18 protein-coding genes, 3 tRNA genes, 2 pseudogenes and 1 riboswitch are annotated in these 23,519 nt (G+C 63.3%); of the genes and pseudogenes, 3 read left to right on the top strand and 20 right to left on the bottom strand.

Features of this window, described 5'->3' with window-relative positions; all coding sequences use genetic code 11:
- Positions 1–3: 3 nt before the first annotated feature.
- The 7 genes and pseudogenes from ABMD26_RS17680 to ltaE form a co-directional block, all read right to left on the bottom strand.
- A tRNA-Arg gene (locus ABMD26_RS17680) sits at positions 4–80 on the bottom strand.
- Positions 81–156: 76 nt separating this feature from the next.
- A tRNA-Arg gene (locus tag ABMD26_RS17675) sits at positions 157–233 on the bottom strand.
- 106 nt (positions 234–339) lie between these two features.
- Positions 340–430 (bottom strand) — tRNA-Ser (locus ABMD26_RS17670).
- A 62-nt stretch (positions 431–492) separates the two neighbouring features.
- Complete coding sequence (gene csrA / locus ABMD26_RS17665; protein WP_043185394.1) at positions 493–681, bottom strand: carbon storage regulator CsrA; 189 nt, start codon at positions 679–681, stop codon at positions 493–495.
- 134 nt (positions 682–815) lie between these two features.
- Complete coding sequence (locus tag ABMD26_RS17660; protein WP_049862150.1) at positions 816–2,048, bottom strand: aspartate kinase; 1,233 nt, start codon at positions 2,046–2,048, stop codon at positions 816–818.
- 87 nt (positions 2,049–2,135) lie between these two features.
- Positions 2,136–4,761: pseudogene (gene alaS, locus ABMD26_RS17655) on the bottom strand (alanine--tRNA ligase).
- Between the two features lie 145 nt (positions 4,762–4,906).
- Positions 4,907–5,911 carry a low-specificity L-threonine aldolase gene (gene ltaE, locus ABMD26_RS17650; RefSeq protein ID WP_354310968.1) on the bottom strand — a complete coding sequence of 335 codons (1,005 nt, stop codon included), beginning with the start codon at positions 5,909–5,911 and terminating at the stop codon, positions 4,907–4,909.
- A 141-nt stretch (positions 5,912–6,052) separates the two neighbouring features.
- Positions 6,053–6,210: riboswitch (FMN riboswitch) on the top strand.
- A gap of 105 nt (positions 6,211–6,315) precedes the next feature.
- On the opposite strand from ltaE, the gene ABMD26_RS17645 reads away from it, so the two are divergent.
- Complete coding sequence (locus tag ABMD26_RS17645) at positions 6,316–6,819, top strand: 6,7-dimethyl-8-ribityllumazine synthase (protein ID WP_122743668.1); 504 nt, start codon at positions 6,316–6,318, stop codon at positions 6,817–6,819.
- A 3-nt stretch (positions 6,820–6,822) separates the two neighbouring features.
- Here the strand turns inward: ABMD26_RS17645 and astE are convergent, their stop codons facing one another.
- The 13 genes and pseudogenes from astE to acs all read right to left on the bottom strand — a co-directional run bounded on the left by astE (position 6,823) and on the right by acs (position 21,490).
- Positions 6,823–7,821: a succinylglutamate desuccinylase gene (gene astE / locus ABMD26_RS17640; protein ID WP_354310966.1), complete on the bottom strand. Its 999-nt coding sequence runs from the start codon at positions 7,819–7,821 to the stop codon at positions 6,823–6,825.
- Positions 7,822–7,848: 27 nt separating this feature from the next.
- Complete coding sequence (locus ABMD26_RS17635) at positions 7,849–8,139, bottom strand: hypothetical protein (RefSeq protein ID WP_043185377.1); 291 nt, start codon at positions 8,137–8,139, stop codon at positions 7,849–7,851.
- Between the two features lie 37 nt (positions 8,140–8,176).
- A pseudogene (gene astB / locus ABMD26_RS17630) lies at positions 8,177–9,521 on the bottom strand (N-succinylarginine dihydrolase).
- 49 nt (positions 9,522–9,570) lie between these two features.
- Positions 9,571–11,037, bottom strand: a complete 1,467-nt coding sequence (gene astD, locus ABMD26_RS17625) for a succinylglutamate-semialdehyde dehydrogenase (protein ID WP_354311839.1) — start codon at positions 11,035–11,037, stop codon at positions 9,571–9,573.
- Entirely contained in the window at positions 11,034–12,062 is a 1,029-nt protein-coding gene (astA, locus tag ABMD26_RS17620) for an arginine N-succinyltransferase (RefSeq protein WP_049862157.1), read from the bottom strand. Before astA ends, astD begins: the two co-directional genes overlap by 4 nt.
- A gap of 60 nt (positions 12,063–12,122) precedes the next feature.
- On the bottom strand, positions 12,123–13,151 hold the full coding sequence (aruF, locus tag ABMD26_RS17615) for an arginine/ornithine succinyltransferase subunit alpha (RefSeq protein WP_049862158.1): 1,029 nt from the start codon (positions 13,149–13,151) through the stop codon (positions 12,123–12,125).
- An 89-nt stretch (positions 13,152–13,240) separates the two neighbouring features.
- Entirely contained in the window at positions 13,241–14,461 is a 1,221-nt protein-coding gene (locus ABMD26_RS17610; RefSeq protein WP_049862159.1) for an aspartate aminotransferase family protein, read from the bottom strand.
- 346 nt (positions 14,462–14,807) lie between these two features.
- Complete coding sequence (argR, locus tag ABMD26_RS17605) at positions 14,808–15,788, bottom strand: transcriptional regulator ArgR (protein WP_320522592.1); 981 nt, start codon at positions 15,786–15,788, stop codon at positions 14,808–14,810.
- 116 nt (positions 15,789–15,904) lie between these two features.
- The gene (locus tag ABMD26_RS17600; RefSeq protein WP_354310962.1) at positions 15,905–16,669 is read right to left on the bottom strand and encodes an ABC transporter ATP-binding protein; all 765 of its coding nucleotides are present in this window, start codon (positions 16,667–16,669) and stop codon (positions 15,905–15,907) included.
- 71 nt (positions 16,670–16,740) lie between these two features.
- Positions 16,741–17,439 (bottom strand): ABC transporter permease, encoded by a 699-nt coding sequence (locus tag ABMD26_RS17595; RefSeq protein WP_049862162.1) that lies wholly within the window; start codon positions 17,437–17,439, stop codon positions 16,741–16,743.
- The gene (locus ABMD26_RS17590; RefSeq protein ID WP_192067575.1) at positions 17,436–18,125 is read right to left on the bottom strand and encodes an ABC transporter permease; all 690 of its coding nucleotides are present in this window, start codon (positions 18,123–18,125) and stop codon (positions 17,436–17,438) included. Before ABMD26_RS17590 ends, ABMD26_RS17595 begins: the two co-directional genes overlap by 4 nt.
- Before the next feature lie 86 nt (positions 18,126–18,211).
- A complete protein-coding gene (aotJ, locus tag ABMD26_RS17585; protein ID WP_354310959.1) occupies positions 18,212–18,988 on the bottom strand; it encodes an L-arginine-binding protein AotJ in 777 nt (258 codons plus the stop codon).
- Between the two features lie 540 nt (positions 18,989–19,528).
- Positions 19,529–21,490 (bottom strand): acetate--CoA ligase, encoded by a 1,962-nt coding sequence (gene acs / locus ABMD26_RS17580; RefSeq protein WP_056843945.1) that lies wholly within the window; start codon positions 21,488–21,490, stop codon positions 19,529–19,531.
- Positions 21,491–21,827: 337 nt separating this feature from the next.
- On the opposite strand from acs, the gene ABMD26_RS17575 reads away from it, so the two are divergent.
- Together ABMD26_RS17575 and ABMD26_RS17570 are read left to right on the top strand one after the other, a co-directional pair.
- Positions 21,828–22,088 carry a DUF2790 domain-containing protein gene (locus ABMD26_RS17575; protein WP_049862165.1) on the top strand — a complete coding sequence of 87 codons (261 nt, stop codon included), beginning with the start codon at positions 21,828–21,830 and terminating at the stop codon, positions 22,086–22,088.
- Positions 22,089–22,308: 220 nt separating this feature from the next.
- Positions 22,309–23,511 carry an MFS transporter gene (locus ABMD26_RS17570; protein WP_354310956.1) on the top strand — a complete coding sequence of 401 codons (1,203 nt, stop codon included), beginning with the start codon at positions 22,309–22,311 and terminating at the stop codon, positions 23,509–23,511.
- Positions 23,512–23,519 lie beyond the last annotated feature (8 nt).

The following is a 23,519-nucleotide window of genomic DNA, read 5'->3' as shown; positions in this document are numbered from 1 at the left end:
GTATGGTGCACTCGACAGGATTCGAACCTGTGACCGCTCGGTTCGTAGCCGAGTACTCTATCCAGCTGAGCTACGAGTGCAGGTGGCATTTTGTTGGACCAGGTTACCACTGGTTGAAGCAGAAGCTGCAGACATTGCTGAAAACAGCTTCTTGTATGGTGCACTCGACAGGATTCGAACCTGTGACCGCTCGGTTCGTAGCCGAGTACTCTATCCAGCTGAGCTACGAGTGCATTTGTTGCCGCGCATTATAGGCCGTCGATTTCTTTTGTAAAGCGCTTTTTTCAGTAATTTCAACAACTTACAGAAAAAGCCAGATTCAACGTACTACGCAAATAATGGCGGAGAACGGGGGATTCGAACCCCCGACACCCTTTTGAGGTGTACTCCCTTAGCAGGGGAGCGCCTTCGGCCACTCGGCCAGCTCTCCGCAACACGGGGCGTATATTAACCACCTTCTTCCCCGTTTGCAAACATAAAAAACGATAAAAATTAATGGCTTGGTTCGTCGTCCTTCTCGTTCTTGATCCGCAGGTAGATTTCTTCGCGGTGGACGGCCACTTCCTTGGGTGCATTCACCCCGATTCGTACCTGGCCACCTTTCACGCCAAGCACCGTGATGGTGATTTCACCGTCGCCAATGATCAGGCTTTCCGCGCACCGACGAGTCAGAATCAGCATACCTTTCTCCTTACGCTTTCATTTCAGGGACAACACAGTCTGCAAAAAAGGGCACTCACCCATGGTGGGAAGCCATGGACATCGCCCGAAAACAAAGAAGGGCGCGGTTAGCCGCGCCCTTCTCTCACTGCACGTTACTCACCCTGTCGGGCGGCATCGAGCTCGAAGGCCGTGTGCAGCGCACGCACGGCCAGCTCCAGGTACTTCTCCTCGATGACCACCGAAACCTTGATTTCGGAAGTGGAGATCATCTGGATGTTGATGCTTTCCTTGGCCAGGGCCTCGAACATGCGGCTGGCTACACCGGCGTGCGAGCGCATGCCGACACCGACGATGGACACCTTGGCGATCTTGGTATCGCCCACCACCTGACGCGCACCGATCTCGCTGGCGGTCTGCTCCAGCACGGCCAGAGCGGCCTGGTAATCGTTGCGGTGCACGGTGAAGGTGAAATCGGTGGTGTTATCGTGAGAAACATTCTGCACGATCATGTCGACTTCGATGTTCGCCCCGCTGATCGGGCCGAGGATCTTGAAGGCCACGCCGGGGGTGTCTGGCACGCCACGGATGGTCAGCTTGGCTTCATCGCGGTTGAAGGCGATGCCGGAAATGATCGGCTGTTCCATGGATTCCTCTTCGTCAATGGTAATGAGGGTGCCCGGACCCTCCTGAAAGCTGTGCAGGACGCGCAGCGGGACGTTGTATTTGCCGGCGAATTCCACCGCGCGAATCTGCAACACCTTGGAACCGAGGCTGGCCATTTCCAGCATTTCCTCGAAGGTGATCTTGTCCAGGCGCTGAGCCTGGGCAACCACACGCGGGTCGGTGGTGTAGACACCATCGACGTCGGTGTAGATCTGGCACTCGTCGGCCTTCAGTGCGGCCGCCAGGGCAACACCGGTGGTGTCCGAGCCGCCGCGACCCAGGGTGGTGATGTTGCCGCTTTCGTCGACCCCCTGGAAACCCGCCACGACCACCACTCGACCGGCCTTGAGGTCGGCGCGGATCTTCTGGTCGTCGATCTGCAGGATGCGCGCCTTGTTGTGCGCGCTGTCAGTGAGGATGCGCACCTGATTGCCGGTGTACGACACCGCATCGACGCCGCGCTTGATCAGGGCCATGGCCAGTAGCGCGATGGTGACCTGCTCGCCGGTGGAAACGATCACGTCCAGCTCGCGTGGTACCGGCTGGTCGCTGATCTGCTTGGCCAGGGAAATCAGGCGATTGGTCTCGCCACTCATGGCCGACAGCACGACCACCAGGTCATCGCCGGCATCGTGGAATTTCTTCACCTTGTCGGCGACCTGTTCGATACGCTCGACAGTGCCCACCGAGGTGCCGCCAAATTTCTGTACGATCAAAGCCATTTCAAAGCCGCCTCAGCCCGTGAAGGGCGCCCATTAAATACAACACCGGGCTCGTCGCGAAAGGCACGAGCCCTGGCGAGGGTTGAATCAGTTCGCGTTTTCCACGAACGGCACGGCCAGGGCCAGTGCAGCGTCCAGGGCGCTGGCGTCGACGCCGCCGCCCTGGGCCATGTCCGGACGACCACCGCCCTTGCCGCCGACGGCTGTCGCCGCCTGCTTCATCAGGTCGCCGGCCTTGAGCCGGGCCGTCAGGTCCTTGGTCACGCCGGACACCAGCACGACCTTGTCGTCGTGCACGCCGCCGAGCAGGATCACGGCCTGGCCCAGCTTGTTCTTCAGTTGGTCGACCAGCGCAAGCAGTGCCTTGCCGTCCTGACCGTCGATACGTGCGGCCAGGACCTTCACGCCCTTGACCTCGACCGCCGAGGCGGACAGGTCGTCGCCAGCGGCGCTGGCGGCCTTGGCCTGCAACTGTTCCAGCTGCTTTTCCAGGGCACGGTTGCGCTCGATGACTGCCGAGAGCTTGTCGATCAGGTTGTCGCGGCTGCCCTTGACCAGCTGCGCGGCTTCCTTGAGCTGCTCTTCGGCCTGGTTCAGGTAGTTCAGCGCAGTCGCGCCGGTGACCGCTTCGATGCGGCGCACGCCCGACGCCACACCGCCTTCGCTGGTGATCTTCAACAGGCCGATGTCGCCGGTGCGCTTGGCGTGAATGCCCCCGCACAGCTCCACCGAGAAATCGCCACCCATGGTCAGCACGCGCACGGTGTCGCCGTATTTCTCGCCGAACAGCGCCATGGCGCCTTTCTTGCGCGCCTCGTCGATCGGCATCACTTCGGTCTGCACCGGGGTGTTCTTGCGGATCTCGGCGTTGACGATGTCTTCCAGCGCCTTGATCTGCTCGGGCTTGATCGCCTCGAAGTGGCTGAAGTCGAAGCGCAGGCGCTGACTGTCGACCAGCGAGCCCTTCTGCTGCACGTGATCGCCCAGCACCTGGCGCAGGGCCGCGTGCAGCAAGTGGGTGGCGGAGTGGTTCAGGCCGGTGGCCCGCTGCAGGGTCTCGTCGACCACGGCACTGACTTCGACACCGACCGCCAGGTCGCTGAGCACGGCCACGCCGTGGTGCACAAAGGCGCCGCTGGTCTTGGTGGTGTCGCGCACGTCGAAGCGCGAACCGCCGGCCAGCAGGTAGCCACGGTCACCGACCTGGCCACCGGATTCGCCGTAGAACGGCGTCTGGTCGAGGATGATCACGCCCTCCTCGCCCTCTTTCAATACGTCGACCGCGACACCGTCCTTGTACAGCGCAATGACCTTGCCATTGCCGTGATTGGCGTCGTAGCCCAGGAACACGGTGGGTACATCGACCTTGATCAGGCTGTTGTAGTCCATGCCGAACGAGCTGGCGGAACGGGCGCGTTCGCGCTGCGCATTCATTTCGCGCTCGAAGCCGGCCCTCGTCCAGGGTCAGCTCGCGTTCGCGGGCGATGTCACCGGTCAGGTCCATCGGAAAGCCGTAGGTGTCGTAGAGCTTGAACACCACATCGCCCGGCACGACGCTGCCCTTGAGCTCGGCCAGATCCTGTTCGAGGATCTTCAGGCCCTGCTCCAGGGTCTTGGCGAACTGCTCTTCCTCGGCCTTGAGCACGCGTTCGATGTGCGCCTGCTGGCTTTTGAGTTCCGGGAAGGCATCGCCCATCTCGGCCACCAGGGCGGCGACGATCTGGTAGAAGAAGCTGCCCTGGGCACCCAGCTTGTTGCCGTGACGGCAGGCCCGGCGAATGATGCGGCGCAGTACGTAGCCACGGCCTTCGTTGGACGGCAGCACGCCGTCGGCGATCAGGAAGCCGCAGGAGCGGATGTGATCGGCCACAACCTTGAGCGAGGCCTGGCCCTGGTTGGCGCAGCCGATGGCGCTGGCCGAGGCTTCGAGCAGGCTCTGGAACAGGTCGATTTCGTAGTTGGAATTGACATGTTGCAGGACCGCGCTGACCCGCTCCAGGCCCATGCCGGTGTCCACCGATGGCGCCGGCAGTGGGTGCAGAACCCCGTCGGCGGTGCGGTTGAACTGCATGAACACGTTGTTCCAGATCTCGATGTAGCGATCGCCGTCTTCCTCGGGCGAGCCGGGCGGGCCACCCCAGATGTCGGCGCCGTGATCGTAGAAGATCTCGGTGCAGGGACCGCAGGGGCCGGTGTCGCCCATGGTCCAGAAGTTGTCGGACGCATAGGGGGCGCCCTTGTTGTCGCCGATGCGAACCATGCGCTCGGCCGGCACGCCGATTTCCTTGGTCCAGATATCGTAGGCTTCGTCGTCGCTGGCGTAGACCGTGACCCAGAGTTTTTCCTTGGGCAGGTTCAGCCACAGCTCGGACGTCAGGAACGTCCAGGCATAGGTGATCGCGTCACGCTTGAAATAGTCGCCGAAGCTGAAGTTGCCCAGCATCTCGAAGAAGGTGTGGTGGCGAGCGGTGTAGCCGACGTTTTCCAGGTCGTTGTGCTTGCCACCGGCGCGTACGCACTTCTGGCTGCTCACGGCACGGGTGTAGGCGCGCTTCTCCTGGCCCAGGAAGCAGTCCTTGAACTGGTTCATCCCCGCGTTGGTGAACAGCAGGGTCGGGTCGTTGCCCGGGATCAGGGAGCTGGAGGCGACTCGGGTGTGGCCTTGCTCCTCGAAGAAGCGAAGGAAGGCTTCACGGATTTCTGCGCTTTTCATAGGTTCTTCCACGACAGGCTGCGGCCAGAGGCCAGTGCGCACGCCCGACGGGCGATGCGACGGCAAAGGGCCGCATTATATAGGCCCTGCGGCCTGGGTACAGTGTGTTTATACGATTGGTCCACTCAATTGGACAGCAAAGCGTTCAGCTGCGCGCGAAATCGGCGAATACACCGACGACCTGCTCGATCTGCTGCGCATCGACACCCAGATGGGTGACCATGCGCAGCCGCGGTGCGGCCGTCACAGTGACGCCGCGGGCGGCTGCGAATTCCTTGAACGCGCCGGCGCGCGCATCCAGATGTACGTAGACCATGTTGGTCTGCACCGGCTCGACCGTGTAACCCTGTGCCTGCAGTCCCTGGGCCAACCGCGCGGCATGGGCATGATCCTGCGCCAGGCGCTGTACCTGGTGATCCAGTGCGTAGAGCCCGGCCGCGGCCAGGATCCCGGCCTGGCGCATGCCGCCGCCGACCATCTTGCGCAGGCGCCGCGCCTTGGCGATGTAGGCCTGGGTACCGCACAGCACCGAACCGACCGGTGCGCCAAGGCCCTTGGACAGGCACACCGAGACTGAATCGAAATACTGGGTGATCTCACCGGCCGGCACACCCAGCTTGACCGCAGCGTTGTACAGCCGGGCGCCGTCCAGGTGCAGTTGCAGGCCATGCACGCGGGTGAAGTCGCGGGCCTGGGCCAGGTAGCTCAGCGGCAATACCTTGCCCTGCATGGTGTTTTCCAACGCCAGCAAGCGGGTGCGGGCGAAATGGAAATCGTCGGGCTTGATCGCCGCCTTGACCTGATCCAGGTCCAGCGTGCCGTCAGGCTGGAATTCCAGGGGCTGGGGCTGGATGGAGCCGAGCACGGCAGCCCCGCCGCCTTCGTATTTGTAGGTGTGCGCCTGCTGCCCGACGATGTACTCCTCGCCACGCTCGCAGTGGGCCATGAGGGCGAGCAGGTTGCTCATGGTGCCGCTGGGCACGAACAGCGCCGCCTGGAAACCCAGACGGGTTGCCAGCTCGGCTTCGAGGCGGTTGACCGTCGGGTCTTCGCCATAGACATCATCGCCGGTCGGTGCTGCGTGCATGGCCGCGAGCATGCCGGGCGTGGGCTGAGTAACGGTGTCACTGCGCAGGTCGATGATGGACATGATGGCCTCGGGTTCGTGTCAGCTTCTATTACTGCGGGTTGCGCGGCCACGAATCAAGCCTTGTCGAAACAATTGTCCAGGCCGCTGTTCAGCGCGTCCGCAAGTATGTTACAAAACTCGCGCCGCCCCATGGGGGGTGGCAAACGTTCTCAGGGCGGGGTGCAACTCCCCACCGGCGGTGATGGCGCGCAACGCGTCGAGCCCGCGAGCGCTTGTGAGTCGGCAACGGCCCGCAAGGTCAGCAGACCCGGTGTGATCCCGGGGCCGACGGTCATAGTCCGGATGAAGAGAGAACGGGATTGCGACACCTTCAAAAGGCCAACGCAGGGCCGTGCCATACGCATGTACCCACAGATCCCCTTCGATCCACATGCCCTGTTTTCTTCTTGAACAGGAATGAACCGATGCAACCCACTGCAATTGATAGCAAGAGCCACACCCACGAACGGATCGCTTTCGTCCAGGCTTGCTGGCACAAGGATATTGTCGATCAGAGCCGCAAAGGTTTCGTCGAAGAAATGCGCGCGCTGGGTTATCAGGAAGCCGATATCGACTTCTATGAAGTCGGCGGCGCCTTCGAAATCCCCCTGCACGCCAAGCTGCTGGCCAAGACCGGCCGCTATGCCGCCGTGGTCGGCGCGGCCCTGGTGGTGGACGGCGGTATCTACCGTCACGAGTTCGTCGCCCAGTCGGTGGTCAGCGCGCTGATGCAGGTGCAGCTGGAAACCGAAGTGCCGGTATTCTCGGTGGTGCTGACCCCGCACCATTTCCACGACGGCGAGCAGCATCACACCTACTTCTTCAACCACTTCCTGCACAAGGGCGCGGAAGCCGCGCGCACCGTGGCCGATACCGTGCAGAAAGTACGGGCCCTGCGTCGCCTGCAGCAGCAACAGAAAAGCGCTTGAGGCTCAGGCCTGCGCCGTCGGCACGATGAGAATGCCGGCGCGCAGGCCATTGGCAACCTTGGGGTTGGGGAAGATGATGCGCGCCCCCTGCTCTTCCACGACCCAGCGCTGCTCACGACCGTCCTCGGCCAGCAGGTAGCCTTGATCCAGCTCGGTGAAATTCTCGATATCGTCATCCAGGTGCAGGCGGAAGGCATCCGTGTGCTTGATGATTTCGCGCGAAACCGAAAACAGCGCCAGCTCATCCAGAGGCTGTTCGAGGTCCGTCTCGACCCCTTCGATCAAGTGCCGCAAGCTGGCCTCCAGACGACTCAGATCGACCTCGGCGTTGTGCCCGAACGGCCTGGCCTTGCCCAGCTCCAAGGTGAAGGCTTCGGCGTCGAGCTGCTCGTAGGTGAACGCGCTGAACGTGATGGAAGGCTTGTTCTGCAGTAACACGGCGCGCATGCCTGCCGCCTGCAGGCGCACCAGTTCCTGCCGGGAATGCTCGCGGCCCTGCTTCCAGGGATAGAGGGCGAATTGCTCGATCCGTGATCCACGGATGGCGGTGTGCAGGTCGTAGTGAAGACGCGTGCGCTGCGGCAGGCTGAAGAAGGTCGTGGCCAGGCGTTCCAGTTCGCAGGCACGCAGGGCTTCGTTGCCGCTGACAGCATCGTGTCGGCCGTTGAACAGCCGGTTGACGTCGCGCTCGATGTAGCGGACGCCACGGCGCATCGCTTCGGGATTGCCGAACAGGAACAGGATGCGTGCGCGGGGAACCAACTGGCCGCGGGCGATGGCCTGAACAAGCGTGTCGAGCAATTCGATGGGCGCGGTTTCATTGCCGTGCACACCGGCCGACAGCAGCAAGTCGAGGCCGCTGTCGGTGTTGGCCGCGGGGCGCACTTCCAGGGCGCCTTCCCCGAGCCAGCGCAGGCTGACGCCGCCGGTGGTCAGCTGGATCTTCTGCGCCGGCTCGCGGCCGGCCAAGGTCAAGTCGAGCAGTTTGCCAAGAGCGAGCATGGGGCGGCGTCCCTGAAGGATGGAGTTTTAGTGGTTGCAGTCCGGACCGTGAACGTGACCGTCCTCTTCTTCGGCGCCCGCATCGGCCGGTTCCATTTCCAGCTGCAGGCTAACCAGGTTGGTCGCCAGGGGTCGCAGCAACAGGTTGGCGTATTCGGCATCGCCTTCTTCGACGTCCACGCCGATCAGCAGCTGGCCACGGCCGTCGTGCTGGATCCAGACTTCCTTGCCCTGCCAGACCACGCAGAAGCGGGTGCAGGAGGTTTCCAGTTGGGTGCCGTCGGTGTCTTCGAGAATCAAGCGCAGGGCGTCGGACATACAGTTACCTCAATGATATTCAGTGTTGAAAAAATGGTCAGCGCTGGAAAGGATAGACCGAACCCAGTGCCAGGATCCGAGTCAGCTCGTCCAATGCCTCGCGGCATTCGATCAGCAGTTGCGGGTCGGCCATGTCGGCCTCGACCAGGCGGTCGCGGTAATGGCGCTCGACCCAGTCGTTCAGCGTTTCGTAGAGCGCAGGCGTCAGGATCACGCCAGGGTTGACCGCTGCCAGCTCCTCGGGCTTGAGCGCCACGCGCAGTCGCAGGCAGGCCGGCCCGCCACCATTGCGCATGCTTTGCTTGAGGTCGAACACCTTGACCTCGGCAATGCCGGTGCCCTGCCCGGTCAGGCGTTCCAGATAACTCCAGACCCGCGGGTTGGCGCGGCATTCTTCCGGGACCACCAGCAGCATGCTGCCGTCGGCACGGCTGAGCAACTGGCTGTTGAACAGGTAGGTGCGCACGGCGTCGTCCACCGAGACCTCGGCGCGGGGCACGCCGATCGCCTGCAAGCGCCCGCCACGCGCAGCGAGCTTGGTCTGCAGTTCGGCCAGCACGCGGTCGCTGTCGAGGAACGCGTCCTGGTGGTGGAACAGCAACTCGCCATTGCCGACCGCGATCACGTCGTTGTGAAACACGCCCTGATCGATGACGTCCGGGTTCTGCTGGGCGAACACCACGCCCTCCTCGCCCAGCCCATGCAGCCGGGCCACGGCCTGGGACGCTTCCAGGGTCTGGCGCGCGGGGTACTTCTGCGGCGCGGGCAGGCGCGCGTCGAAGGCACTGCGACCGTAGACGAAGAATTCCACCCCGGCCTCGCCATAGTCCCGGCACAGGCGGGTGTGGTTGGCGGCGCCCTCGTCGCCGAACTGGGCAACGGCAGGCAGCGCCTGGTGATGAGCGAAATAGGTCGGGTTGGCGAACATCGCCTGCAACACACGGCTTGTGGTGGGGTGCTCGATGCTGCGGTGGAACTTGCAGTTGAGGTTGGCGGCGGTGAAATGCACGCGGCCATCGGCGGTGTCCGCGCTGGGGCTGACGGTCGCCGCGTTGGCGACCCACATGCTCGACGCCGAGCAACTGGCCACCAGCAGCGGCATGGCGTCGCGCGCGGCTTGGGCGATCACCTCGGCATCGCTGCCGGTGAAGCCCAGGCGCCGCAATGCGGCCACATCGGGACGTTCCTGAGGCGCCAGCACACCCTGGGTGAAGCCCAGCTCCATCAGCGCCTTCATCTTGGCCAGGCCCTGACGCGCCGCTTCGCGCGGGTTCGAGCCTTGCTGGCTGTTGCTCTGCGACGCCACGTTGCCGTAGGACAACCCACCGTAGTTGTGGGTCGGCCCCACCAGGCCATCGAAATTTCACTTCACAGGGTTTCATCGGTTCGGCTCCGTGGATCTGTTCTTGTACGCAACGTTGCTACGACGTTCTACAGCGTGATGCCCGGACTCAGGGTCGCCGGCAGACTGAGCGCGGGGGTTTCCAGCGAGGCCACTGGATAGGCGCAATAGTCGGCGGCGTAGTAGGCGCTGGCGCGGTGGTTGCCGGACGCGCCGACACCGCCGAACGGCGCGCTGCTGGCGGCGCCGGTCAGCTGCTTGTTCCAGTTGACGATACCCGCCCGGCTGCGCAGCCAGAATTCACGATAGCGTTCTTCGGAATCCGAGAGCAGCCCTGCGGCCAGCCCGTATTGGGTGGCGTTGGCCTCGGCGATGGCCGCATCGAAGTCAACGTAGCGCACCACTTGCAGCAGCGGGCCGAACAGCTCTTCGTCCCGTCGACCGTGGGCTTGGGTGACATCGAGGATGCCAGGGGTGAGCAAGGCGGCGTCGGCCCGTGGCTGGGTCATGCTCAGCAGGCTGAGCGCGCCGCTGTTCAGCAGGTGTTCCTGCGCCTCGAGCAGCGCCTGCGCCGCTTGCAGCGAGATCACCGACCCCATGAAGGGCGCCGGCTGACGGTCGTATTCGCCGACTTCGAGGGTGGCGCAGACCTGCACCAGCCGCTCGAGCAACCGGTCGCCCCACGCCCCGGCGGGTACCAGCAAGCGCCGCGCGCAGGTGCACCGCTGCCCGGCGGAAATGAACGCCGATTGGATGATGGTATAGACCGCCGCATCCAGGTCCTGGACCTGCTCGACCACGAGCGGGTTATTGCCACCCATTTCCAACGCGAGGATCTTGCCTGGCTGGCCAGCGAACTGCTGATGCAGCAGATTGCCGGTGGCACTGGAACCGGTGAAGAACAGCCCGTCGAGCCCGGCGTTGGCAGCCAGCGCCATACCCGTCTCGCGACCACCCTGCAGCAGGTTCAGCACGCCCGCTGGCAGCCCGGCTTCGGCCCAGCAGCGCACGGTCAGCTCAGCCACCTTGGGCGTCAGTTCGCTGGGTTTGAACAGCACGCAATTGCCGGCCAGCAGCGCCGGCACGATATGGCCGTTGGGCAGGTGACCGGGGAAGTTGTACGGGCCGAACACCGCCACCACACCGTGGGGCTTGTGCCGCAGGGCCGCCGTGGCATCGGCCAGGGGTGCGCTCTTCTCACCGGTGCGCTCGGCGTGACTCTGAATCGAGATGGCGACCTTGTTGACCATGCTGGTCACTTCGGTGGCCGCTTCCCACAATGGCTTGCCGGTTTCTTCGCCAATGCACCGCGCCAGTTCGTCGGCGCAGGCCTTGAGCCGATCGGCGAACGCGTGCAGCACGGCGATGCGCGCCGACAGCGGCTGGCTCGCCCAACCCACGAAGGCATGCCGCGCCGCCAGAACGGCTTTGTCCACCTGCTCGGCGCTGGCGCAGCATCCCTGCCAGACCACGGCCTGGCCCACGGGATTGAGCGACGTCAGTTGTTCACCTTCACCTGCCAGCCACTGGCCATCGATGTACAGGGTATTCATCAGAGCACCTCCCGTGCTGGCGGGGTCATGGGCACTGCGCGCACCTGATCGCCCGCGCTCAGTTGCAGGCGGCGGGCGGTCAACGGATCGACCACCAGGGTGCCGGAGGCGAAACGCGCAGGGGCTGCGGTGATGCGGCACGCTTCGCGCTCGCGGTTGTAGATCAGGAACGGTGGCGCATCGTCACCTGGAGTGCCGATGGCCAGGACCAGGCTCTTGCTGTCGTGGACCGCGCGGATCTTGCTGGTTTCGCATTCCACGGCCGGGCCTGCGTCGAAGATGTCGACGTAACCCTGATAGCTGAAGCCCTCGGCCTTGAGCATCGTCAGCGCCGGCTCGGTGTCCGGGTGAACCTTGCCGATCACTTCCCGCGCCGCCGGCGACAGAAAGCAGCTGTACAGCGGGAACTTGGGCATCAGCTCGGCGATGAAGGCGCGATTGCCAACACCGGTGAGGTAGTCGGCCTGGCTGAATTCCATCTTGAAGAAATGCCGACCCAGGCTTTCCCAGAACGGCGAGCGTCCGTCGGCATCGGAAATGCCGCGCATCTCGGCAATCACCTTGCGCCCGAACAACTCCGGAAACTGGGCGATGAACAGCAGCCGCGCCTTGGCCAGCAAACGGCCGTTCAGGCCCTTGCGGTAACCCTCGCGCAGGAACAGCGAACACAGTTCCGAATTGCCGGTCAGGTCGTTGGCCAGGAACAGCGTGGGAATCTCGCGATAGATGTTCAGTTCCTTCGAGGCGCTGACCGTCAGCCCCACCCGGTAGTTGTACCAGGGCTCGCGCTGGCCCACGGCGCCGGCGATGGCCGAAATACCCACGACCGTGCCGTCGTCGTCTTCAAGGACGAACAGGTAATCGGCATCACCGCGCTCGGCTTCGCCACGGAAGGTCTTCTCGGCCCAGCCGACGCGGTGCGCCAGCCGCTCTTCGTTAGCTGGCAGGGTGGTCAGGCCGGGGCCGGTGCTGCGGGCCAATTCGATCAGCGCTGGCAGGTCGCTGCTGCGTACGGGACGAACGATCATGCTTTCTCCTCGAGCGGGCGCCGCGCGGCACCCGCAGAACTCGGCCTGTTCAACCAGGTATCAAACTGCAACCAGACGCACGCTGGCGCCCTCGCCCACACCCAGCGCTTCGGCTGTCGCCAGATCCAGGCCGACCGGCTTGCCGGGCACCCAGTCGAGCTCCAGCAGCACCGCGCGATAATCCTGCAGCAGCCCGTTGGAGACCAGATAGGGACGGCCCGGACCACCACGTTCATCGCTGGCCGCGACCAGCTTGACCGGGACGACACGGCTGTGGGCGATGGAGCGAATGCCCGACACACGGGCATGCAGGGTCGGCCCGCCGTCGAAGATGTCGATGTAGTGATCGGTCTCGAAGCCTTCGCGCATCAGGATGTCGAACGTCACCTGGGCCCGTGGATGCACCTGGCCCATGGCCTCCTGGGCCTGGTCGGGCAGCAGCGGCACGTAGATCGGGTAATGCGGCATCAGTTCGGCAAGAAACGTGCGACTCTTGATGCCGCACAGGCGTTCGGCCTCGGCGTAGTTGAGGTCGAAGAAATTGCGGCCGATTGCGTCCCAGAAGGGCGAATCACCTTGCTCGTCGCTATAGCCGACGATCTCGGTCACCACCGAATCGGCGAAGCGTTCCGGGTGGTTGGCCATGAACAGCAGGCGGGCGCGGGAGTTGAGTTCGGCCCAGATACTGCCCACCAGCTCGGGCACCACGTAGAAGCTGGTCAACAGGCTGTTGCCGGTCAGGTCGTGACACTGCGAAAGCACGTGAATCTTGTTGTGGATCTTCAGCTCGCGCGAAGCGTGCACGAAGGTCTCGTTGCGAAAACTGTAGAACGGTTCGGAGTAACCGGCAGAGGCGACGATCGCCGAGCACCCCACCAGACGCTGGGTGGCCAGGTCTTCCAGCACGAAGAAATAGCTTTCTTCACCGTTGAAGCTGACTTCGGCGGCGAAGGACGCTTCCGACTTGGTGATCTTGTCACTCAGCCGACCAGCATCGTCCGGCAGGGAGGTGACACCGATGGGGCTGTCGGCGGCCAGCCGCTGAACCTCGGCCAGGTCAGCCATTTGCGCAGGGCGCATTACCAGCATGGTGTCACTCCTTGTCGTTGAAGCGGTCGATTGCAGCGGTCGATTGCAAAGGCAGCGCCGACCTGGGGCCGGCGCCGCGAACAGGCTGTTCAGGCCTGGGTCAGGTGCGCCACGGCGCGCTCGAAACGGTCCAGGCCTTCGTCGATGTCGGCTTCCTCGATGACCAGGCTCGGGGCAAAGCGCACCACGTCGGGACCGGCTTGCAGGATCATCAGGTCGTGCTGCTCGGCAGCATTGAAGAAGTCCTTGGCGCGCCCCTTCCAGGCGTCGCTCAAGGCGCAGCCGATCAGCAGGCCCAGGCCGCGCACCTCGGTGAACACGCCGTAGCGCTGGCCGATCTGCTCCAGGCGCGTCTTGAAGCGCTGGTGCCGGGCCTTGACGCCGGCCAGCACTTGCGGGGTGTTGACCACGTCGAGCACCGCCTCGGCGACGGCGCAGGCCAACGGGTTGCCGCCATAGGTGGTGCCATGCACGCCGACCGCGAAATGCTTGGCCAGGGCGTCGGTAGTCAGCATCGCGCCGATGGGGAAGCCGCCCCCCAGGCTCTTGGCGCTGGAGAGGATGTCCGGGGTCACGCCGTAGTTCATGTAGCTGTACAGCTCGCCGCTGCGGCCCATCCCGCTTTGCACTTCGTCGAACACCAACAGGGCATTGAACTGGTCGCACAGGGCGCGCGCGCCTTGCAGGTAGGCCGGGTCGGCAGGCACCACGCCGCCTTCGCCCTGAACCGGCTCCAGCACCACGGCGCAGGTCTTCTCGGACACCGCCGCTTTCAGCGCTTCGAGGTCGTTGTACGGCACGTGACGGATGCCGGTAATTTTCGGACCGAAGCCATCGGAGTATTTCGGCTGACCGCCGACGCTGACGGTAAACAGCGTGCGACCGTGGAAGCTATTGATGGCCGAAACGATCTCGTATTTCTCGGGACCGAATTTGTCGTGCGCCACACGCCGGGCCAGCTTGAAGGCGGCCTCGTTGGCTTCGGCGCCGGAGTTGCAGAAGAACACGCGGTCGGCGAAGGTAGCGTCGACCAGCTTCTTGGCCAGGCGCAGGGTCGGCTCGTTGGTGAAGACGTTGGACACGTGCCACAGCTTGTTGGCCTGTTCGGTCAACGCGCCGACCAATGCCGGGTGCGCGTGGCCCAGGACGTTGACGGCGATGCCACCGGAGAAATCGATGAGCTCGCGACCGGCCTGATCCCATACCCGGGAACCGGCACCGCGCACGGGAATGAAAGCGGCCGGCGCATAGTTGGGAACCATTACCTGGTCGAAATCGGCACGTTGCACGGGGGCTTGCTCAACGGACATCGGAGTCTCCTGTCAAGGAACGCTCAGCGCAAAATGGGCGAGCGATGGGGAATTGTAAGGACTGGTGCACGCGCGGCATTGCCGCCATGCGACAACTTGTTACAGCGCCAAACCGCCATTCTACGGGGGTTGTCGCGAATGCGACAAATAGGGATATAAAGATGCTCGCCTTGCGGTTCAGCCTGATATATGGCGGCGCGCCCTTCGCGGGCAGAGCCCGCTCCCACATTCTGGTAGGAGGGCACCCTTCGCGGACAGAGCTTGCTTCTGCTTCCCTGTGGGAGCGGGCTCTGCCCGCGAAAGCCGCACCGCGCTTCGTCTAACCCAGCCCACCCCAGAGGCAGGGTCAGCCGCGTTCGGCCGGTACCGAGGACAGTTCGAACGGGCTGCTGCTGCGGCGCTGGTTGCGGTCTTCGCGGGGGGTGGCGCCGAAGAAATTGCGGTAGGCACTGGAGAAGTGCGGCCCGGAAGAAAACCCGCACGACAGGCCGATCTGGATGATCGATTTGCTGGTTTGCATCAGCATCTGCCGAGCCTTGTTCAAGCGCAGCTCAAGGTAATACTGGCTTGGCACGCGATTGAGGTACTGCTTGAAGATGCGTTCCAGCTGACGCCGCGATACACACACGTGCTGGGCGATCTCGTCGGTGGTCAACGGCTCTTCGATGTTGGCCTCCATCAACAATACCGCCTGGGTCAGCTTCGGGTGGCTGGAGCCCAGGCGATTCTGCAGGGGAATGCGCTGGCGCTCCCCGCCTTCGCGGATACGCTCCACCACCAGTTCCTCGGAGACCGCCCCGGCCAGTTCGGCGCCATGATCGCGGGCCAGCACCGCCAGCAGCAGGTCGAGCACCGACAGACCGCCGCAGGCCGTCATGCGGTCGCGATCCCAGTCGAACAAATGGCTGGTGGCGATGACCTTGGGGAAGCGCTCGGCGAAATCATCCTGCCAGCGCCAGTGCACCGCCGCGCGGTAACCGTCGAGCAGCCCCAATTGCGCCAGCGGGTACACCCCGGCCGACAGTCCACCGACCATGCAGCCGGCTCGGACGGTCTGCTTCAGCGCAGTGGACAGTGCCGGCGCCAACGCCGCCGGTGGCTCGTCGGCCAGCAGAAACAGCTTGTTGCACCCTTCCAGGCGACCGTTCCACGCCTCCCCCGGCAGCTGCCAACCACCCGGCACGGGCGGCTCGGCCTGCAGGAACAGCAATTCGTAGGTCACGTCCGGGTGCACCTTCTGCGCCACTCGCAGGGCCTCCTCGGCCAGCGCCAGGGTCAGGGCTCGCGTGCTGGGCCAATAGAGGAAACCGATTCGTTGGGCTGTCATCTGATGCGGACCGAAACCTTAAGTATCAAAAACCGAATGGGACATGGTACTGCGCCGGGTCAGGCATGCCTGCCCTGCACACACGAAAACACTCGGCAAAATGTTTCAAGCAAGGATCACTTGAGGCTGCCGGACAAAAACTGCTGCAACCGCTCGGAGCGCGGATTGGCCAGCACCTCGCGAGGGTCGCCGGTCTCCTCGACCAGCCCCTTGTGCAGGAACACCAGCTGGTTCGAGACTTCGCGGGCAAAGCCCATCTCGTGAGTGACCACGACCATGGTCCGCCCTTCCTGGGCCAGGGCCTGCATCACCTTGAGCACGTCACCGACCAGCTCGGGATCCAGCGCCGAGGTCGGCTCGTCGAACAGCATCACCTCAGGCTCCACCGCCAGCGCGCGGGCGATGGCCACACGCTGCTGCTCACCGCCGGACATGTGCCCCGGATAGGCATCCTTGCGGTGCACAACGCCGACCTTGGCCAGATAGTACTCGGCTTTCTCCAGGGCTTCCTTCTTCGAAACACCCAATACGTGCACCGGTGCTTCAATGATGTTTTCCAGCGCGGTCATGTGCGACCACAGGTTGAAGTGCTGGAACACCATCGACAGCCGCGAGCGCAGGCGCTGCAACTGCTTGGGATCGGCGGCCTTGAGCGCGCCGTCCTTGCCGGGCACCAGCTTGAGTTCTTCGTCATTGAGCAGGATCTTGCCCGCATGGGGCTGTTCGAGCAGGTTGATGCAGCGCAGGAACGTGCTCTTGCCCGATCCGCTGGAGCCGATGATGCTGATCACATCGCCCGCCTTGGCCGCCAGCGAGACACCCTTGAGCACCTCGTGCGAGCCGTAGCGCTTGTGCAGGTCCTGAACTTGAAGTTTGTACATGATCGGGGGTCTCGCAGATCGGTCAGTCACGGCTCACTGGCTCGCGACGAAAGGGTTTTCGCTGCACGCGGTCAGTGCCTGCGTGGAGCGAGGTAGGCCAGCCAGCGGCGCTCGGCCAGCTTGAACAGGCGCACCAGAATGAACGTCAGGCACAGGTAGCAAACGCCCGCCGTGATGTAGGCTTCGAACGGCAGGTAGTACTGGGCGTTCACCGTACGCGCCGCGCCGGTGATGTCGATCAGGGTCACGATCGAGGCCAGACTGGTGGTCTGCAGCATCATGATCACTTCGTTGCTGTACTGCGGCAGCGCCCGACGCAGCGCCGAAGGCAGCAGGATGCGTCGATACATCCCAGCCTTGGACATGCCCATCGCCCGCGCCGCTTCGATCTCGCCCGGCGGCGTGGCGCGCAGACTGCCGGCGATGATCTCGGCAGTGTAGGCGCTGGTGTTGATGGCAAACGCCAGGCAGGCGCAGAACGTGGCACTCGACAACCAGGGCCAGAGCACACTGTTGCGCACGACCTCGAACTGGGCCAGGCCGTAGTAGATCAGGAACAGCTGCACCAGCATGGGCGTGCCGCGGATGACATAGGTGTAGAGCCACGCGACACCGTTAACCAGTGGCTGCCGGGACACCCGCATCAAGCCCAGCGGCAGCGCCGCCAGAAGGCCGAAGAACAGCGAGATGGCCAGCAGTTTCAAGGTTTCCAGCATGCCGCTCATGTATAGCGGCAGGCTGTCCCAGACGACGTTGTAATCGAAGATCATAGTTCAGCCGCCTTGATGCCCACCGAATAGCGTTTTTCGACGGCGCGCAGCAACAGCAGAGACACGCTGGTGATCACCAGATACATCGCCGCCACTGCGAGGAAGAAGGTGAACGGCTCGCGGGTGGCATCCGCCGCCTGCTTGGCCTTGAACATCATGTCCTGCAGACCGACCACCGAAATCAGGGCCGTGGCCTTGGTCAGCACCAACCAGTTGTTGGTCACACCGGGGATCGCCAGGCGAATCATCTGCGGCACCAGTACTCTGAAGAACACCTGCAGGCTGCTCATGCCATAGGCCATGCCAGCCTCGGCCTGGCCCTTGGGAATGGCCATGAACGCACCGCGAAAGGTTTCCGAGAGGTACGCCCCGAAGATGAAGCCCAAGGTGAAGATACCGGCGAGCAGCGGATTCAGGTCGATATAGTCGTCGTACCCCACCAGCGGCGCGACACGGTTGATGATGTCCTGGCCGCCGTAGAAGATCAGCAGGATCAACACCAGATCGGGAATGCCACGAATCACCGTGGCGTACAGATCGCCCAGCCAGGCCAGCCAGCGTACCGGCGACAGGCGCAGGGCCACGCCGAACAGACCCAGCACGATGGCCAGCGCCATGGACGACAAGGCGAGCTGCAGCGTCAGCCAAGCGCCATCGAGAATGACGGCCCCGTAGCCTTTCAACATGTAGAGATCCTCGCCCGGAGAATGAAAAATGGTGCGAACCGCGGTTCCCCGCCGTTGGCACCATCAGTCAGGTAACGCCTGCCGGCTTATTTGCCGTAGATGTCGAAGTCGAAGTACTTGTCCTGGATCTTCTTGTACTCGCCATTGGCACGAATGGCGTCGATGGCCGCGTTGATACGCTCCACGTTGGCCTTGTCACCCTTGCGCACGGCGATGCCGATACCGTCACCGAAGTATTTCGGATCGTTGACCGACGGGCCGACGAAGGCGTAGCCCTTGCCGGCGTCGGTGTTAAGGAAACCGTCCTGCAACAGGGTGGCATCGGCCAGCGTACCGTCCAGGCGACCGGCAGCCACGTCCAGGTAGATCTCGTTCTGCGAGCCATACGGCATCACTTCCACGCCCAGCGGCTTGAGCACTTCGGTGGCATAACGGTCATGGATCGTGCCGCGCTGCACGCCGATCTTCTTGCCCTTGAGCTCGCTCATGTCGTCACCGACCGTGGTGCCCGCCTTCATGACCAGGCGCGCCGGCGTGGCGTAGTACTTGTTGGTGAAATCGACGGATTTCTTGCGGTCATCGGTGATCGACATCGACGACAGAATGGCGTCGATCTTGCGCACCTTGAGGGCTGGAATGAGGCCGTCGAATTCCTGCTCGACCCAGGTGCACTTGACCTTCATCTCGGCACACAGCGCGTTGCCGATGTCGTAGTCGAAACCGACGATGCTGCCGTCCGGCGCCTTGGAGGCGAACGGTGGGTAAGCGGCCTCGATGCCGATCTTCAGCGGCTTTTCATCGGCGAACGACGCCGCCGACAGCACGGACAGTGCCAATGCGCCAAACAGTGCGAGTTTCTTCATTGGGTGAGCTCCAGCGAAAAGGGCAGTATGGGCAAAGTGAGCGCAGGCCCAGAATGCGAAAAAATGAAGCTGAACAGGCGACGCCGCAGGGTCCGGCGAGTGAGCGCATTCTAACGGCACTGTGCCAGTCGATATTTCGTCAATGCGACAAGTAGTTACAGAAGCAACGAGACACCCACACCAAGGGATTGACAGGCCTATTCGAGTATGATTCGGCGAAAGAAGAGGCAACCTGAGTGTGAGGCAAATAGCGCGCCCATTATTGGCAAAGCCTTCTGGGACGGCAAGTGTGGCGTTGCAGGCGGGAGTGCGTAGGCATTGCAGTGGGGTATTGAGTGGCAAGTGGTGTGCGCTGAACCTTCATGCAGTAACACAGGCAATCTTCGACAACCTTTGATGGCCCCTTCGCGGGCAGAGGGCTCGGCCGCCCACCCCCGCTCCCACATGAGCGTGCATTGACGCGCACATGTGGGAGCGGGGCGGGCGGCCGAGCCCTCTGCCCGCGAAGAGGCCCTCAAGATCACATCACATCACCTCAAATCACGCAGAAGCCCGATGCATGTCCTTGTGGGTATCGATCAACTGCTGCACCACCCCCGGATCGGCCAGGGTGGAGATATCGCCCAGCGCGTCGTACTCGGACGTGGCGATCTTGCGCAGGATGCGCCGCATGATCTTGCCCGAACGCGTCTTGGGCAGCCCCGGCGCCCACTGGATCACATCCGGCGACGCGATGGGACCGATCTCCTTGCGCACCCAGTTCTTGAGTTCCAGACGCAATTCCTCGCTGGCCTGCTCGCCACCATTGAGCGTGACGTAGACGTAGATGCCCTGCCCCTTGAGGTCGTGAGGCACACCCACCACAGCGGCTTCGGCCACCTTGGGATGGGCGACCATCGCACTTTCGATCTCGGCCGTGCCCATGCGGTGCCCGGAAACGTTGAGCACGTCATCGACCCGCCCGGTGATCCAGTAATAGCCATCTTCGTCGCGACGCGCACCGTCGCCGGTGAAGTACATGCCGCGAAAGGTCTTGAAATAGGTGTCGACGAAGCGATCGTGATCGCCGTACAGGGTGCGCGACTGGCCCGGCCACGAATCGAGGATCACCAGGTTACCCTCGGCGGCGCCTTCGATGATGTTGCCCAGGTTGTCCACCAGCGCCGGCACCACACCGAAGAACGGCTTGGTCGCCGAGCCCGGCTTGAGGCCGATCGCACCCGGCAGCGGGCTGATCAGGATGCCGCCGGTTTCGGTCTGCCACCAGGTGTCGACGATCGGGCAGTTCTGCTTGCCGACCGTGTTGTAGTACCAGTTCCAGGCTTCCGGGTTGATCGGCTCGCCGACCGAACCGAGCAGGCGCAGGCTCGAGCCATCGGCGCCCTCGACCGCCTTGGAGCCCTCGGCCATCATCGCGCGGATCGCCGTGGGCGCCGTGTAGAGGATGTTGACCTTGTGCTTGTCGACGATCTTCGACACCCGGGTGATGTCCGGGTAGTTGGGCACGCCCTCGAACAGCAGCGTGGTGGCGCCGTTTGCCAAGGGGCCATAGACGATGTAACTGTGGCCGGTGATCCAACCCACGTCCGCGGTGCACCAGTAGACGTCGCCGGGCTTGTAGTCGAACACCCGCTCATGGGTCAGCGCGGCATACACCAGGTAGCCGCCGGTGGTGTGCAGCACGCCCTTGGGCTTGCCGGTGGAGCCGGAGGTGTAGAGGATGAACAGCGCTTCCTCGGCGCCCATTTCCTTCGGCGCGCAGGTGCTCGACGCCACTTCCAGCAGGGAGTGGTACCAGATGTCGCGATGACGGTTCCACTCGATGTCGCCGCCGGTGCGCTTGCACACGATGACCTTTTGCACGCTGCTGGTTTCAGGGTTGGTCAGGGCCCGGTCGACGTTGGCCTTGAGCGCCGTCTTGCGCCCGCCGCGCAGACCTTCGTCGGCGGTGATCACCACCTTGGACTGGCAGTCGATGATGCGCCCTGCAAGCGCCTCGGGCGAGAACCCGCCGAACACCACCGAATGCACCGCGCCGATGCGCGTGCACGCAAGCATGGCCACCACCGCCTCGGGGATCATCGGCATGTACAGGGTCACCACGTCGCCACGGTGCACGTCCTGGCCGCGCAGGGCATTGGCGAACTTGCACACTTCGGCATGCAGCTCACGATAAGTGATGTGACGGCTCTCGGAGGGATCGTCACCCTCCCAGATGATCGCGACCTGATCGCCGCGCTCGGCCAGGTGCCGGTCCAGACAGTTGTAGGAAACGTTGAGGGTGCCGTCGGCGAACCACTTGATGTCGACATGGTGGTCGTCGAACGAGGTCTGCTTGACCTTGGTAAAGGGCTTGATCCAATCGAGACGCTGCGCCTGCTCGCGCCAGAAACCGTCCGGGTTGACCACGGACTGCTGGTACATCGCCTTGTAGGTCGCCTCATCGGTCAGCGTGGACGCTGCCACTTCGGGACGAACGGGATACAGGGAAGCCGCACTCATCATTCTTACCTCGGTTGAATAGTTGTTGTTGTATGGACCTGTTTTAAGGGTATCTGCTCCAGGCAGCCATTCGACGATGGTAGTACCGGGACCCGTGCCGATGCCTGCTCGGCGATGCGCGATTAATGCAGATTCGGATAAAACTGTTTATCCAAACCCGCTCTGTTTACCACAGGCACCGGGGCCTAGAATCGATTTCGCCAGCAACGGCACTGCGATCGACAAAGACTGTATCCCCCACGAAGGCTGTCGATCGCAACTTTCCCACTCTCAAGTTTCACACGTGACCTCACAAGGGCCGCGTGCCCCCTGACGACTGTAAAACAGGAAAATCGAAATGAAAGCTTTGTTGATTCTTGCGCTGATTGGCTCGAGCGGTATCGCCCTGGCCGATGAGACGACCACTGCCGCCACACAGAAACCCGTGGTAGAACCCTATGAGTATTCACAGCACCCGGACATCGCCCATGTCATTTCCAACTCGGCGATCCCCAATGTCTGCGCCGTGGTGCCAGCGCGCCTGACCTACGAAGACTCGCAGGGCAAGCGCCACATCATGGAATACCACGTCATGGGCAACGGCTGTACAAACAGCTGAGTACCTTTCAGCGCCGGGGCCCAGGCCCCGCTGCTGGCTCCTCCCACACGCCACTGGCGCTGCACGCAAACCAAGCCTTTCCTCTCCCGACCTCTCTTTTTGTGCCTCGTGCCTCTATCATGAGCGTCACGTAAGCCTGTCCATGCTTTCCCGCGCATCGAGCACTCCACCTGCCTGGCGGTGCCTGCGCCTACTTTCTGCTTTTGCGACGGATCTACCCATGCCCCACTCCCAGCGCCCCATGACGGTCACGCTGCAAGTCGTCTCCATCGTACTGTTCACCTTCATCGGCTACCTGAGCATCGGCATTCCCCTGGCGGTATTGCCCGGCTTCGTCCACAGCGACCTGGGCTACGGCGCGGTGATCGCTGGCCTGGTGATCAGCGTTCAATACCTGGCCACCCTGCTCAGCCGCCCCCAGGCGAGCAAGATCATCGACAACCTGGGCAGCAAGAAGGCCGTGATCTACGGGTTGGTCGGCTGCGGCATCAGCGGGTTGTTCATGCTGTTGGCCGGCTGGTTGCAAAGCTGGCCGGCACTGAGCCTCACCAGCCTGCTGCTGGGTCGGGTGTTGCTCGGGTCGGCGGAAAGCCTGGTGGGCTCTGGTTCCATTGGCTGGGGGATCGGTCGCGTCGGGGCGGCCAACACGGCCAAGGTCATCTCCTGGAACGGCATCGCCAGCTACGGCGCACTGGCCATCGGTGCGCCGCTGGGTGTTTTGATGGTCAAGCATCTGGGCTTGTGGAGCATGGGCGCGAGCATCATCGTACTGGCGGGCGTGGGCATCGCCCTGGCCTGGAACAAGCTGCCTGCGCCGGTGGTGGCCGGCGAGCGCCTGCCGTTTCTGCACGTTCTGGGGCGGGTGCTGCCCCACGGCACCGGGCTGGCCTTGGGCGGCATTGGCTTCGGTACCATCGCCACGTTCATCACCCTGTACTACGCCAGCAATGCCTGGGACAACGCAGCGCTGTGCCTGAGCCTGTTCGGCGCCAGCTTTATCCTGGCTCGGCTGTTGTTCGGCAACCTGATCAACCGTCTGGGTGGCTTTCGCGTGGCGATCGTCTGCCTGAGCGTGGAGACCCTGGGCTTGCTGCTGCTATGGCTGGCACCCAGCCAGGAACTGGCCATGGCCGGTGCGGCGTTGACCGGTTTCGGTTTTTCCCTGGTATTCCCGGCGCTCGGCGTCGAAGCGGTCAATCTGGTGCCAGCGTCGAGCCGCGGTGCTGCAGTGGGGGCCTACTCGCTGTTCATCGACATGTCGCTGGGCATCACCGGGCCGGTGGCCGGCGCCATAGCCGCCGGCTTCGACTTCAGTTCGATCTTCCTGTTTGCAGCCGTTGCTGCGTGCACGGGCCTGGGCCTGACCTTCTATCTGTACCGCCAGGCCGCTCGCCTCCCACCACCGGAAGACAAGCTGGTCTGAGGATAACG

The sequence above is a fragment of the Pseudomonas sp. PvP001 genome (assembly GCF_040546375.1).
Taxonomy (GTDB): Bacteria; Pseudomonadota; Gammaproteobacteria; order Pseudomonadales; family Pseudomonadaceae; genus Aquipseudomonas; species Aquipseudomonas coleopterorum.
The sequence above is the reverse complement of the archived record's forward strand: the minus strand, read 5'-3'. Positions and strand labels throughout refer to the sequence as shown.

Bases quoted from the DNA above. Each gene is read 5' to 3' on its own strand.
- ABMD26_RS17600 (WP_354310962.1), bottom strand. From the start codon at position 16,669: ATGTACAAACTTCAAGTTCAGGACCTGCACAAGCGCTACGGCTCGCAC.
- ltaE (WP_354310968.1), bottom strand. From the start codon at position 5,911: ATGTCCATCATCGACCTGCGCAGTGACACCGTTACTCAGCCCACGCCC.
- astA (WP_049862157.1), bottom strand. From the start codon at position 12,062: ATGATCGTTCGTCCCGTACGCAGCAGCGACCTGCCAGCGCTGATCGAA.
- csrA (WP_043185394.1), bottom strand. From the start codon at position 681: ATGCTGATTCTGACTCGTCGGTGCGCGGAAAGCCTGATCATTGGCGAC.
- ABMD26_RS17575 (WP_049862165.1), top strand. From the start codon at position 21,828: ATGAAAGCTTTGTTGATTCTTGCGCTGATTGGCTCGAGCGGTATCGCC.
- argR (WP_320522592.1), bottom strand. From the start codon at position 15,788: ATGACAGCCCAACGAATCGGTTTCCTCTATTGGCCCAGCACGCGAGCC.
- aotJ (WP_354310959.1), bottom strand. From the start codon at position 18,988: ATGAAGAAACTCGCACTGTTTGGCGCATTGGCACTGTCCGTGCTGTCG.
- ABMD26_RS17635 (WP_043185377.1), bottom strand. From the start codon at position 8,139: ATGTCCGACGCCCTGCGCTTGATTCTCGAAGACACCGACGGCACCCAA.
- acs (WP_056843945.1), bottom strand. From the start codon at position 21,490: ATGAGTGCGGCTTCCCTGTATCCCGTTCGTCCCGAAGTGGCAGCGTCC.
- ABMD26_RS17570 (WP_354310956.1), top strand. From the start codon at position 22,309: ATGCCCCACTCCCAGCGCCCCATGACGGTCACGCTGCAAGTCGTCTCC.
- aruF (WP_049862158.1), bottom strand. From the start codon at position 13,151: ATGCTGGTAATGCGCCCTGCGCAAATGGCTGACCTGGCCGAGGTTCAG.
- ABMD26_RS17610 (WP_049862159.1), bottom strand. From the start codon at position 14,461: ATGTCCGTTGAGCAAGCCCCCGTGCAACGTGCCGATTTCGACCAGGTA.
- astE (WP_354310966.1), bottom strand. From the start codon at position 7,821: ATGCTCGCTCTTGGCAAACTGCTCGACTTGACCTTGGCCGGCCGCGAG.
- ABMD26_RS17595 (WP_049862162.1), bottom strand. From the start codon at position 17,439: ATGATCTTCGATTACAACGTCGTCTGGGACAGCCTGCCGCTATACATG.
- ABMD26_RS17660 (WP_049862150.1), bottom strand. From the start codon at position 2,048: ATGGCTTTGATCGTACAGAAATTTGGCGGCACCTCGGTGGGCACTGTC.
- ABMD26_RS17590 (WP_192067575.1), bottom strand. From the start codon at position 18,125: ATGTTGAAAGGCTACGGGGCCGTCATTCTCGATGGCGCTTGGCTGACG.
- ABMD26_RS17645 (WP_122743668.1), top strand. From the start codon at position 6,316: ATGCAACCCACTGCAATTGATAGCAAGAGCCACACCCACGAACGGATC.